At 40.9% G+C, this 13406-nt stretch carries 11 protein-coding genes and 1 riboswitch; of the genes, 10 read left to right on the forward strand and 1 reads right to left on the reverse strand.

What is annotated here, in order from left to right:
- Positions 1 to 93: 93 nt before the first annotated feature.
- Entirely contained in the window at positions 94 to 915 is an 822-nt protein-coding gene (locus V7124_RS02720; RefSeq protein ID WP_335485635.1) for a histidinol-phosphatase, read from the forward strand.
- 117 nt (positions 916 to 1032) lie between these two features.
- On the opposite strand, the gene V7124_RS02725 is transcribed toward V7124_RS02720, so the two are convergent.
- Entirely contained in the window at positions 1033 to 2247 is a 1215-nt protein-coding gene (locus V7124_RS02725; RefSeq protein ID WP_335485638.1) for an MFS transporter, read from the reverse strand.
- A 196-nt stretch (positions 2248 to 2443) separates the two neighbouring features.
- Here V7124_RS02725 and V7124_RS02730 point away from each other — a divergent pair, with 196 nt between their 5' ends.
- The 9 genes from V7124_RS02730 (at position 2444) to cysI (ending at position 13290) form a co-directional block, all read left to right on the forward strand.
- The gene (locus tag V7124_RS02730) at positions 2444 to 3814 is read left to right on the forward strand and encodes an MATE family efflux transporter (protein WP_335485641.1); all 1371 of its coding nucleotides are present in this window, start codon (positions 2444 to 2446) and stop codon (positions 3812 to 3814) included.
- Between the two features lie 174 nt (positions 3815 to 3988).
- A riboswitch (SAM riboswitch) is annotated at positions 3989 to 4089 on the forward strand.
- A 71-nt stretch (positions 4090 to 4160) separates the two neighbouring features.
- Entirely contained in the window at positions 4161 to 4877 is a 717-nt protein-coding gene (locus V7124_RS02735) for a phosphoadenylyl-sulfate reductase (protein WP_335485644.1), read from the forward strand.
- A 15-nt stretch (positions 4878 to 4892) separates the two neighbouring features.
- Complete coding sequence (locus tag V7124_RS02740) at positions 4893 to 5951, forward strand: inorganic phosphate transporter (RefSeq protein WP_335485647.1); 1059 nt, start codon at positions 4893 to 4895, stop codon at positions 5949 to 5951.
- A gap of 40 nt (positions 5952 to 5991) precedes the next feature.
- Positions 5992 to 7164, forward strand: coding sequence for a sulfate adenylyltransferase (gene sat / locus V7124_RS02745; RefSeq protein WP_335485650.1), 1173 nt, complete (start codon positions 5992 to 5994; stop codon positions 7162 to 7164).
- 12 nt (positions 7165 to 7176) lie between these two features.
- Entirely contained in the window at positions 7177 to 7776 is a 600-nt protein-coding gene (cysC, locus tag V7124_RS02750; protein WP_335485653.1) for an adenylyl-sulfate kinase, read from the forward strand.
- Between the two features lie 30 nt (positions 7777 to 7806).
- Positions 7807 to 8583, forward strand: coding sequence for a uroporphyrinogen-III C-methyltransferase (gene cobA, locus V7124_RS02755; RefSeq protein WP_335409550.1), 777 nt, complete (start codon positions 7807 to 7809; stop codon positions 8581 to 8583).
- Positions 8584 to 8604: 21 nt separating this feature from the next.
- Positions 8605 to 9330: a sirohydrochlorin chelatase gene (locus V7124_RS02760; protein ID WP_335485655.1), complete on the forward strand. Its 726-nt coding sequence runs from the start codon at positions 8605 to 8607 to the stop codon at positions 9328 to 9330.
- Between the two features lie 410 nt (positions 9331 to 9740).
- Entirely contained in the window at positions 9741 to 11543 is a 1803-nt protein-coding gene (locus tag V7124_RS02765; RefSeq protein ID WP_335485658.1) for an assimilatory sulfite reductase (NADPH) flavoprotein subunit, read from the forward strand.
- Positions 11544 to 11571: 28 nt separating this feature from the next.
- Complete coding sequence (gene cysI / locus V7124_RS02770) at positions 11572 to 13290, forward strand: assimilatory sulfite reductase (NADPH) hemoprotein subunit (protein WP_335485660.1); 1719 nt, start codon at positions 11572 to 11574, stop codon at positions 13288 to 13290.
- Positions 13291 to 13406: the final 116 nt, after the last annotated feature.

Raw genomic sequence — 13406 nt, forward strand, 5'->3', positions numbered from 1 at the left:
GACGGGGAAATAAATATTCTAGGTTTAAAAAGTTTTAATAGTTTGAATGAAAGTTCCTTAATATGGGAAAATAGGGCTAGAGGTGATGAGTGAATGAGCAACTTAGTAGTAAAATTTGATTTACATACACATCATGACCGGTGTGGCCATGCGAGGGGGGGGATTCGGGATTATATAGAAGCTGCTATAGAAAAAGGATTGAATATCATCGGAATATCGGACCATACTCCGTATTTTTCAAGTAAAGAAGACCATCCCTTTCCTCACATTACGATGGCGACAAGTCAATTTCCTGAATATGTGAAGGAAGTCCTACAGTTGAAACAAACTTATTCTGGAAAAATAGAAGTTCTTTTAGGAATTGAAGCAGACTTCTTCCCGGAACATGTTGAAAACTATCGAGCCTATTTTGACCGTTATCCGTTTGATTACATTATTGGTTCTGTTCACCAAGTGGATGGAGTTAGTATTTTTAATAAAAACCGCTGGGAAAGGCTGAGTACTAAGGAAAGGATACGAACGAAAGAAAATTATTATTCTTTAATTGAACAATCCGCACGGAGTGGCATGTTTCAGATATTAGGGCATATTGACGCAATGAAGGGTTACTATCCAGAGTTTTCTAAGATCCAAACTGCAGCAGTAGAGCGGACCTTAAAGGTCATAGCAAAATGTGATATTGCCATTGAAATCAACACCTCAGGCAAAACAAAATATGTCGGTGGCTGGTATCCTGCGGATGACATCTTAGAAAGAGCACTATATCATGGAGTAAAAGTCACCTTCGGATCTGATGCTCATGACCCGCATCGAGTAGGAGACGAATTCGAAAACGTCCAGACTCGCCTAAGACAATTAGGCTACACAGAATGGGTTTACTTTAAAGGGCGGAAGAGATATGAAGTCAAGATTTAAATGGAGAAAATAAACGAAAAAATGTAATGGGTGGCTCCATTACATTTTTTCTTGATTCATTTTTTGACTATTGCTCTTAATAAGTAGATTCCACCGATGATTTACTGGGGAAAATTACTAGCCTTTTAATAAGATTGCTTTCGTATTTTTTCTAGTTTGATAATACATAAGTAAGAAAACAAATGCACTGCCTATTCTTAGGATTGAATTAAGTTCCATTGATTTTTGAATGCCTAGTCCTTCTAACAAGAAGATACCAATTTGGGGCGCAATGAAGGCGACAAATGATAGGAGTACGTTATAACTAGTGATGCAATACGTTCTCGTTTCGGAGGGTGATTGCTCCAACAAAAGGTTAAACAATAAGAGCACAACCCCGGAAATGAAAAATCCAGAAATGGCATTTACAATCGTTAAATAGTATAGATTGGTAGATAGTACCGTTAAAAATGGTACCAGTGCCATGCCTAGGGCAGCCCAAACGAGCATAAGTGTATTAGATTTTTGCTCTGCCCATCTTTTCCATAAAGGGAACGTGAAAATTTGGACCAATTGATTGGCAACCGAAAAAATACTAATCCAAAGGATCGTTGCCTCCGCAAATCTGACATTATAAATATTGAATATTCCCCAAGACATCTGCCAAGTGAAATTAAAGCATAAAGCTGCAATGAGAAACCATTTATACCCATGATCTTTAAAAATCGACCAATCCATTGATGATTTTTTCGTACTAGTGCTAGGTTGGCTTTTCTCTTTGTGTTTCATCAAGAAATAAACTTCCCCTAAACCAAAAAGGAGGGCTGTAAAAAATAACCACTGATAGGCGGTGGCATTGTTTGTTTGGTTTTTCATGATAATCCCAATCACAAGTGTTGAAACCATGCCTGCAATGGTCAATAACCGGTTTCGATCGCTAAAAAAGGCACCCCTTCGTTCGTCTTTTATCATTCCACTGATCAGTGTTTGCCACCCTATGTTAGAAACGGTGGCAGGTACATTCATGAAGGCAATGATGATGAGAAATGCCCATGCTTGGTAGGAAGAGGAAATATAAACAACACCAATGAGAAATAAAAATAACATGCGAGTCCATAATACAGCCATCGCTACCGTTTTTTTCTGTGTCTCTAATCGGTTTAACAAAATGGCAGCAGGGATCGTCATCAGGAGTGCAATTAACGGAGGAAGTGAACTAATCAGTCCAACTTGATAATTGGTCGCTCCGAGAATAGAGATAGCGAAAATGGGATAAAAGTTCCCTGCCAGGTTAACAGCAATGGTTGAAACCATTCCATGATAAATACTTATTTTTTCATTATATGTGCGCACGAAATTCACCAGTTTCTCAAGTAATCAATAACGCTAATATTATACTACGGTTTCCGAAATTTCTATATAATCCTTTTGTGAAATTTTTGTAATAAAAATTGATTCGGTAATCGAAATATTTTAAATGTAATAAAGTAAAAAATAAAGTATAATAAAGCTTTGCTTTTATATTTCAGTTTTATTAGGAGAATTTTAAATGAATCAAACTTTTACATTAAAGGAAAAGACAAAGCAAATCTTTATCATGTTAATTCCTATTTTAATCACACAACTTGGAATGTTCTCAATGGTGTTTTTTAATACAATTATGTCTGGTAAATACAGCTCTTCAGATCTTGCAGCGATTGCGATTGGTGCATCAATATGGAGCCCGGTATTTACAGGAATAAGTGGAATTTTGCTTGCAGTTTCACCAATAGCGGCTCAGCGTTTTGGGGAAAAGAGGAGCAGTGAAGTAGCTTCCGTTGTCCGACATGGACTATATCTTTCCTTTATGATCGCGATTGTGGTGATCGTGCTTGGATTTTTCTTTCTAAATCCACTTCTAGATAAAATGAACCTTCCAAGAGAAGTACATGAAACAGCTTTTGATTATTTGGTTGGTCTAAGCTATGGAATTCTTCCACTTTTCATTTTTAACGTGTTAAGATCGTTTATCTATGCATTAGGGAGGACACGGATAGTCATGTATATCCTACTTCTGTCTCTCCCTATTAATTTCTTTTTGAACTACGTGTTAATCTTTGGAAATTGGGGATTCCCGGAACTGGGCGGAGCAGGTGCTGGTTACGCAACCTCTGTCACATATTGGATGATAACGGGAATGACGATAGTCCTTGTTAAAACACAGGAACCTTTCTCTAGTTTTTCTGTTTTTGAGAATTTGAAAGCTTTCTCAGTGACAGAGTGTATGGAAATATTAAAAATAGGTGTACCAATGGGATTATCAACTTTCTTTGAAACGAGTATGTTTGCAGTCGTGACAATCCTTTTAAGTAAATTTAATGTGACCACGATTGCGGCCTATCAATCTGCATTAAACATTGTTTCTTTCCTATATATGATTCCAATTAGTATTTCTATGGCGCAAACGGTATTAGTTGGTTATGAGGTAGGTGCACGGAGGTACAAGGATGCAAAAAGCTATAGCTGGCTTGGAATTTATTTAGCTATTTTGTCTGCACTCATTACTGGCGTGTTAGTAGTTCTGTTCCGGTACCAAGTGGCAGGTCTTTACTCAAATGAAGTAGAAGTCATCAACTTAACAGCGCACTTCTTGATCTTTGCGTTATTCTTTCAAATTAGTGACGCCATTCAAGTCACAGCACAGGCAGCATTAAGAGGCTACAAAGATGTGAATCTTGCCTTTATTATGACGTTAATTGCCTACTGGTTAATTTGTCTGCCAGTGGGATATGGGCTGGCAAACTTTACGGACTTAGGAGCAACAGGCTATTGGCTAGGACTTACAGTCGGCTTGTTAGCGGCTGGAATTGCCCTTTCGTGGAGACTCCTCTACATCCAAAAACGAAAATTCATAGACACACAAAAAGTAGAAGCGGTATAAACAAAAAAGTTAATAATTACGAATGGATATGCGTCATGAGCGATTACTGCCATGGCGCATTTTTGTGTTTTTTTATTGGTCAGCCCAGGATATAAATTAATTTTTCCAAATATTTATTTTTTATATTTACATAAAACCTATTGGTATGGTAGGATTAATTCCAATAATATAAATATCTTATCAAGAGTGGCGGAGGGACTGGTCCTACAAAGCTCGACAACCTGCAAAACAAGGTGCTAATTCCAGCAAAATGGTATCCATTTGGGAGATAAGGCGTTAAACAATCGTGAGATGCCTTTCCCCTTTTTGGGAAGGCTTTTTTGATGAAAAAAGGAGGATTGTAGCTATGACTACATCGGTAACATATGAAAAGTGGAGTCAAATATCCGATACCTTCACGATTGAGGATAAAACAAAGGGAGCACTTTCGGTCCTTGAGTGGGCATACAGCTCATATCCGGAGGACCAAATTGTGTATGCATCCAGTTTTGGTGCAGAAGCGATTGTGTTAATCGATCTTATCCAGCAGGTAAAACCAGAAGCGCATATCGTTTTCTTGGATACCGGCTTACACTTTCCAGAAACATATGAGGTAATTAACAAAATCGAAGCGCGTTTTCCTTCATTAAAAATTGAGAGAAAGCTGCCAAAGTTAACTCTTGACGAACAGCGCGAGCAATATGGGTCAGCTCTTTGGAAAAGGGAGCCTAACCAATGCTGTAACATTCGTAAAGTAATTCCACTGAGAGAAACGTTGAGTGCTAAACTAGCTTGGATCTCAGGGCTACGCCGCGAACAATCACCGACAAGAGCGAATACGGAATTCCTGAATAAAGATGATAAGTTTCAAAATATTAAAATCTGTCCCCTCATTCACTGGACTTGGGACGAAGTTTGGGCCTATATCAAGGAAAAAGACCTCCCATACAATACATTGCATGATCAAAATTACCCGAGTATCGGCTGTTTCCCTTGTACACAGCCCGTTGCGGCAGATGGTGACTCACGTGCAGGACGCTGGGTAGGAAGTGGCAAGACGGAGTGTGGATTACACACATCCTAAAAGGGGGCTTGTGGTTTGCTCACAATTATTGCGGTAACAATAGGTTTATTTTTTGCCATTAATATCGGTGCCAGTGGTGCGGCAGCTTCGATGGGGATTTCTTACGGAGCAGGCGTGGTTAAAAAGAGACTGGCATTATTATTGTGTGGAATTACTGTATTCTTTGGTGCTTGGCTTGGCGGTGGTGAAGTGGTTAAAACCATTGGAAGTGGGATAGTCCCGACCAGCACCTTTACTGTTCCAATTGCGCTTATTGTATTAGCTTCTGCGGCATTATCGTTGTTCTTAGCCAATATATTCGGGATTCCACTCTCCACCAGTGAGGTTGCGGTTGGATCGGTTGTAGGGGCTGGAATTGTCTACCAATCCGTATTTGTTAGTAATTTGGTTTGGATAATGATGTTTTGGCTATTAACCCCTTTTGCAGCATTTTTGATTGCCATCCTTGCAGCAAAAGTTTTAAAAAATAAGACACTTAAACGCTTGATGGAGGCTCCAAAAGCAGTCCCTTACCTGTCCGTCCTTGTCGTCTTAATGGGTTTGTTTGAAGCCTTCTCAGCAGGGATGAACAATGTGGCCAATGCCGTTGGACCGCTTGTCGGTGCAGATATCATGTCCACGGGTGACGGTATCTTCTGGGGCGGGTTGTGTGTGGCATTAGGTGCCATTCTGCTAGGACACCGAGTCCTTGAGACAAATGGCAAGAAAATAACTACTCTGCGGCTTGAAGAGGGATGTGTTATCTCTGGAACAGGTGCGGCCATTGTCACGGCAGCTTCTGTATTCGGAATTCCTGTACCACTGACACAAATCACAACGTCTTCGATTATCGGTATTGGATTTGCCAAACACGGCAAATCAGTTTTAAAGAAAGGCATTGTTGTGCAACTGCTAACTGTTTGGATCGTGTCACCTGTTTTATCTATGGTGTTGTCCTATACACTCATCCAATTGCTAATTGAACATAATTTCTATCCAATCGTTGCAATGGCAGGGGTCTTGGTTTCTGTTTTCGGAGTGATGTCATTGATGAAAAGTTCACGTCAGCCGGTAGTAGATGTTGTGGAAGACTAGTATGATCGTTTTGCTAAATGAAATCTAAAATGAAAAATTAATGAAGAAGGGTTTGATTCTGTTGTCATTTTTACCAACACCTCATGGAGGTAAACTTATCCAAGCATTTGATCCAAACTATGATGTTACATCTATTGTAAAAGAAATTGAAATCGACGCGATTGCCTTGAGTGACCTGGAGTTAATCGGTGTTGGGTTATTTAGTCCGTTAACGGGTTTTCTGGGGAAAGCGGATTACGAAAATGTAGTGGAAAATATGCGTCTTGCAAACAATACCATTTGGTCAATTCCTGTAACCCTGCCTGTTTCCCATGAAACAGCTGCGACCCTAGAGGTTGGTGAAAAAAGTAAACTTGTTTTTAATAATGAGGTATACGGTGTTATCACTGTTTCAGAATGGTATGAACCAAATTTAGACAAAGAAGCGGTTGAAGTATATAAGACTTTAGAAACAGCTCACCCTGGTGTCAAGCGTTTGTATGAAAGAGGTCCCGTCTATGTTGCTGGGGAAATTACACTCGTTAAAAAACCAGAAAAAGGAGTCTTCAGTGATGTGTGGTTCGAACCAAAGGAAACTAGAGCATTGTTCGAAGCGAAGGGCTGGAAGACTGTAGTAGGCTTCCAAACGAGAAATCCCATTCACCGTGCCCATGAATATATTCAAAAAGCAGCTCTTGAAACAGTCGACGGTCTATTCGTTAATCCGCTGGTTGGCGAGACTAAGTCTGACGACATTCCGGCAGATGTTCGTTTAAAGAGCTATCGTGTTTTGCTAGAAAACTACTATCCTACTGAACGTGTTCAGCTTGGAGTTTACCCGGCAGCTATGAGATATGCAGGTCCAAGAGAAGCAATTTTCCATGCGATTGCCCGTAAAAACTTTGGCTGCACGCATTTCATTGTTGGTCGTGACCATGCCGGTGTGGGGAATTATTACGGGACGTATGATGCCCAGTTGATATTTAACGAATTCCCTGAAGGGGAGCTTGGCATTAAACCATTATTCTTTGAACATAGTTTCTATTGCACAAAATGTGAAGGAATGGCTTCGGATAAAACTTGCCCGCATAGCAACGAAGACCGAGTGATTCTTTCTGGAACAAAAGTAAGAGAATTACTTCGTGCAGGTGAGCTGCCACCATCTACTTTCAGCCGTAAAGAGGTTGTCGAAGTGCTGATTGAAGGCATGAAAGAAGAAAAGGCGACGGTCTAAGGAGGAGCAACAATGACGAAAGCAACGAATATTACATGGCATGCTAGTACCGTTACAAAATCCGATCGACATCGTCAAAATGGTCATGGAAGCGCCGTACTCTGGTTCACAGGACTTTCTGGTTCTGGTAAATCAACGATTGCGAATGCTGTATCAAGTGAACTGTATCGTAAGGGAATCAATGAGTATGTCTTAGATGGCGATAATATCCGTCATGGACTAAACAAGGATCTTGGTTTTTCAGATCATGACCGGACTGAAAATATTAGAAGAATTGGTGAAGTAGCGAAACTGTTTGTCGATAGTGGTGCTGTTGTGACCACAGCTTTCATTTCACCATTTCGTTCCGATCGTGACCAGGTCCGAGCAATTTTTCAAGAAGGAGAGTTTATTGAAGTTTTTGTGGACTGTCCGATTGAAGAGTGTGAAAAGCGTGATCCAAAGAAGTTATATGCTAAGGCACGTCGTGGAGAAATTAAGGATTTCACGGGGATTGATTCTCCATATGAAGCACCTGAAAATCCAGAAATTACTGTTCGTTCCGATTTATTAACAGTGGAAGAAGCAGTAAAACAAATTTTTAGTTACTTGCAAGAAAAGGATATTCTCTAATTTGAGTTTGTAAGAAAGGATGGTTGATCAATGGTTGGCAAGGTTTATTTAGTAGGTGCGGGTCCTGGAGATCCAGATTTAATCACAGTAAAAGGGTTACGCTGCCTGCAGCAAGCTGATGTCATCCTCTATGATCGGCTAGTAAATCCTGAACTTTTGGAGAATGCGAAAGAAGGAGCGCAACTTGTCTATTGCGGCAAGCTCCCACATTATCATACAATGAAGCAGGAGACGATCAACCATTTCTTAGTGAAATATGCCAAAAAGGGATATCAGGTAGTCCGTTTAAAAGGAGGAGATCCTTTTGTTTTCGGACGTGGCGGGGAAGAGGCGGAGGAATGTGCAAGGCATAATGTCCCATTTGAAATCGTTCCAGGTATTACCTCTGGAATAGCCGCTTCTGCGTATGCAGGTATTCCTGTAACCCATCGCAGTTTGAGTAAAAGCTTTGCTTTTATTACTGGTCATCAGGCCGGAGATGTTGAAGCTGAGCATCGGTGGGCTCATTTGGCACATGGCGTTGATACCATTTGTGTTTACATGGGGGTATCCCATCTTGCTACTATTACTAAGCACTTAATCCTAAATGGGAAATCACCACAGACGCCAATCGCACTAATCCATTGGGGAACATTAAGTGAACAAAGGACGGTAGTGGGAACACTTGAAAATATTGAAGATATGGTGAAAAAAGAACAGCTTACTAATCCGAGTATGATTGTAATTGGTGAGGTAGTCACCTTACACAAAAAATTGAATTGGTTTCAAGAAGAAATTGTACCAAATATACCAGTAGCCAACCGGTAATAGCAGAAGGGAGCACATTGAATGAAAGCAATTCTTTATATCGGCCATGGTACTCGCTCAAAAAAAGGGGCGGTCGAGATACGTGCTTTTATCGAAAGGGTTAAGGCACGAATTGATGTACCGATTCAGGAACTTAGCTTCCTTGAGTTGACAGAGCCGCTGATTGAAGAAGGCTTTGAATTATGTGTAGAACAAGGCGCAACGGAAATAGAGGTTGTTCCATTGTTTCTCTTAGCAGCAGGACATATTAAACGAGATATCCCAGAAGCTTTAGCGCCTTTACTTGCCCAATATCCTACTATTCCGGTAAAAATAAAGAATCCATTTGGTGTTCAAGAAGTTATTTTGGACGCAGTGGCTGAATTGATTAGGGATTCGGCAGGAGATGTATTCCCCAATGATCGTTTGTTAATCGTTGGTGTAGGAAGCAGCGACCCAGATATTCATGTGAATTTCGGTAAGATTGCTAGTGGAATTCGGGAGCGGCTTGAAGCTGAAAAGGTATCGGTTTGTTATTTTGCTGCAACAGAGCCAAGGCTGAGTGAGGGGCTAGAGACGATTTCTGAAGGAGTGGCCGGCAGAGTCATTGTCGTTCCTTATATGTTATTTTCCGGATTGCTGCTTGCAGAATTAAATAAAATCGTTCGCGCCCGCCAAAAGGAAGGTCAGAAGATCCTTTGCACCGCTCCTTTGAGCAATCATCAGGTTATTGAGGATATTGTGATTGAACGGGCAATTGGGGAGTAGAGTTAATTGGCTGGAGTGACCGAAGGCCGTTTGGAAATGTGTTTTGGGTCAATGCAGAGGAGCTGGAGTGACCGAGAGCCGATTTCAAAAAGCATTTGGGTAACTATAGAAGGTTTATAGTTACCGAGAACCGATTGGAAAAAGCATTTGGGTAACTATAGAGGGCTCATAGTGACCGAGAGTCGATGGGAAATGAGATTTGGGTAACTATAGACGGCTTATAGTGACCGAGAGTTGATGGGAAACGAGTTTTCGGTCACTATAAAGGGTTCATAGTGACCGAAAGCCAGATCCAAACGAGTTACCGGTAACTATAAAGTGTCCCACAATTATCAGAAATCAATAATAATAGAACAGCCACTTAAAAGAACAGTATCATAGGTTTATATTCCATAGTGAGGTGGATAATGTTGCAACTTCAGGTAGTAAACAGTCCGTTTAATCAGGAGCAGGCGGAACTCCTAAATCGTCTTTTACCTACTTTTACAGAATCACAAAAAGTGTGGTTAAGTGGGTATCTTGCAGGCGCGGCTTCACCATTAGCTTCCGTTCTAGGAGCACCGAACCAGCAAGCAGCATCAGAGGGGACTACTTCAAAAGAAGTAACCATTCTTTTTGGTTCACAGACTGGAAATGCTCAGGGGCTCGCAAAAAAGGCGAGCAAAACACTTGAAGGGAAAGGGTTCCACGTAACCGTCTCTTCTATGAGCGATTTTAAACCAAACAATCTAAAAAAAGTAAAAAACTTATTAGTCTTAGTGAGTACACATGGAGAAGGCGATCCACCGGATAATGCACTTACATTCCATGAATTTGTGCATGGTAAACGTGCTCCTAAGCTTGATGAACTGAACTTTTCTGTCTTATCTCTGGGAGATAGCTCTTATGAGTTTTTCTGCGAAACTGGTAAACAATTTGATGCCCGCCTAGAGGAACTAGGAGGTACCCGATTATATCCAAGATTTGACTGTGACTTAGATTATGATGAACCAGCAGCGGAATGGCTCCAGGGCGTGATTAGCAGCTTAGGTGAAGCGAAGGATGGTATACCTGCACTTACTCAGGTGACAGCTGCGCAAACAGTAGAATCAACTTATTCCAGAACCAATCCATTTAAAGCAGAAGTACTTGAAAATATTAATTTAAACGGCCGAGGCTCCAATAAAGAAACGAGACATCTTGAGTTATCGCTTGAAGGCTCTGGACTTTCCTTTGAACCTGGTGACAGTCTTGGGATATATCCAGAAAATGATCCAGCGCTTGTCGACCAATTTCTTGAGGAAATGAATTGGGATCCAAAAGAAAGCATAATGATTAATAAACAAGGTGAGGTTCGTGCGCTAAGAGATGCCCTCATCACGTACTATGAAATTACTACTTTATCAAAACCGCTACTTGAAAAAGCAGCGAAACTGTCAACAAATGACGAATTAAAAGAGCTCATCAATAATGGGGAAAAATTAAAGTCATATCTTGAGGGACGCGATTTACTCGATGTGGTTCGTGAATTCGGACCATGGAATAGTTCTCCTCAAGAGTTTGTCGCTATTCTTAGAAAACTGCCTGCACGATTATATTCGATTGCCAGCAGTTTATCCGCCAACCCAGATGAAGTTCATTTAACAATTGGTGCTGTTCGTTACCATGCACATGGTCGTGACCGCCAAGGTGTTTGTTCTATTTTTACCGCAGACAGATTACAAACTGGTGACAGCGTACCCATTTACATTCAGCACAATGATAACTTTAAACTCCCAGCTAATCCTGAAACCCCAATTATCATGGTTGGACCGGGTACTGGGGTTGCACCGTTCCGTTCCATTATGCAAGAGCGTGAGGAAACTGGTGCAGAAGGTAAGTCATGGATGTTCTTTGGAGACCAGCACTTTGTAACGGACTTCCTCTATCAAACAGAATGGCAAAAATGGCTTAAAGATGGTGTGTTAACAAAAATGGATGTTGCTTTTTCCCGAGATACAGCTGAAAAAGTCTATGTACAACACCGCATGCTTGAACAGAGCAAGGAATTATTCGAATGGTTACAAGAAGGTGCTCACCTTTATATTTGTGGTGATGAAAAACATATGGCACATGACGTTCATCAAACACTTATTCACATTATCGAAACAGAAGGCAGCATGAGCCGTGAAGAAGCAGAAGCGTACCTTACAGACATGCAACAGCAAAAACGATACCAACGCGATGTATACTAATCTAGTAGTGGAAGGAGTTTTTTCATAAATGGTGAAGCAAAAATTAACGGCACCTGAAGGCGCGCCAAGCGATGTCGAGCGTATTAAAATCGATAGTAACTATTTACGCGGAACATTAAAAGAAGTCATGCTCGACCGGATCAGTGCCGGAATTCCAGACGATGATAACCGCTTGATGAAACACCATGGCAGCTATTTGCAGGATGACCGTGATCTTCGCAATGAGCGTCAAAAGCAGAAACTAGAGCCAGCCTACCAGTTTATGCTCCGTGTTCGTATGCCTGGTGGTGTAGCTACCCCGGCTCAATGGCTGGTAATGGATGAATTAGCTGAGAAATATGGAAATGGTACATTAAAACTAACTACTCGGGAAACGTTCCAAATGCATGGCATATTGAAATGGAATATGAAAAGTACGATCCAGGAAATCCATGCTTCCCTTTTAGATACTATTGCTGCATGCGGAGATGTAAACCGTAATGTGATGTGCGCGTCAAATCCTTATGAGTCAGAAATCCATTCAGAAGTGTACGAATGGTCGAAGAAATTGAGCAATGACTTATTGCCACGAACAAGAGCGTATCATGAAATTTGGCTTGATGAAGAAAAAGTGGCAGGGACACCCGAAATAGAAGAAGTAGAACCAATGTACGGACCGCTTTATTTACCACGTAAATTTAAAATTGGAATTGCCGTACCTCCTTCCAACGATATCGATGTCTTTTCTCAGGACCTCGGATTAATTGCGATTGTAGAGGATGGAAAACTTGTTGGCTTTAACGTGGCAATTGGCGGCGGCATGGGTATGACTCATGGGGATAAAGAAACTTATCCACAGCTGGCAAAGGTAATTGGCTTCTGTAAGCCTGAACAAATATATGATGTTGCAGAAAAAACCATTACGATTCAACGTGATTATGGAAACCGTTCTGAACGTAAAAATGCTCGGTTCAAATACACGGTTGACCGCTTAGGGCTTGAAACAGTGAAGGAAGAACTAGAAGAGCGTCTTGGTTGGAAACTAAGTGCAGCAAAGCCTTATCATTTTGATCATAATGGCGATCGTTACGGCTGGGTGAAAGGAATTCGCGGAAAATGGCATTTAACACTGTTTGTTGAAGGTGGCCGTGTAGCGGATTACGATAATTATAAGTTAAAGACAGGCTTACGAGAGATTGCCAAAGTACATACTGGCGATATCCGTCTGACATCTAATCAGAATATAATCATTGCCAATGTAACTAGCCAGAAAAAGAAAAAAATCACCGAATTGATTGAACAATATGGTTTAACAGATGGTAACCATTATTCAGCACTCCGCCGCAGTTCTATTGCCTGTGTGGCGCTGCCTACGTGTGGATTAGCAATGGCGGAAGCAGAACGTTATTTGCCTCGTTTGATTGACAAAATCGATACGATTGTCGACGAAAATGGCCTTAGGAATAAAGAAATTACCATACGTATGACTGGATGTCCGAACGGATGTGCACGCCATGCACTAGGAGAAATTGGCTTCATCGGAAAAGCACCTGGCAAATACAACATGTATTTAGGAGCAGCCCATGATGGCAGCCGCTTAAGCAAAATGTATCGCGAAAATATCGGCGAGGAAGAAATTTTACGCGAACTAAATGTCATTCTTCCCCGTTACGCAAAAGAACGAAATAAAGACGAGCACTTTGGCGATTTCGTGATCCGTGCAGGAATTATCCAAGCTACGACAGATGGCACAAATTTTCATGCTTAAAGAGTGAAGAGACAGTAACCCTGTCTCTTTATTTTTGTGTATAAAATTCAGAAATTTTAAACTTCGTCTAGTTTTGTCATTTTTTAACTTGTTTTATCGAAACGATTTAATAGATT

Origin of the sequence: Neobacillus niacini (genome assembly GCF_036961885.1) — a bacterium.
In the GTDB taxonomy this organism is placed as follows: Bacteria; Bacillota; Bacilli; order Bacillales; family Cytobacillaceae; genus Neobacillus; species Neobacillus niacini_H.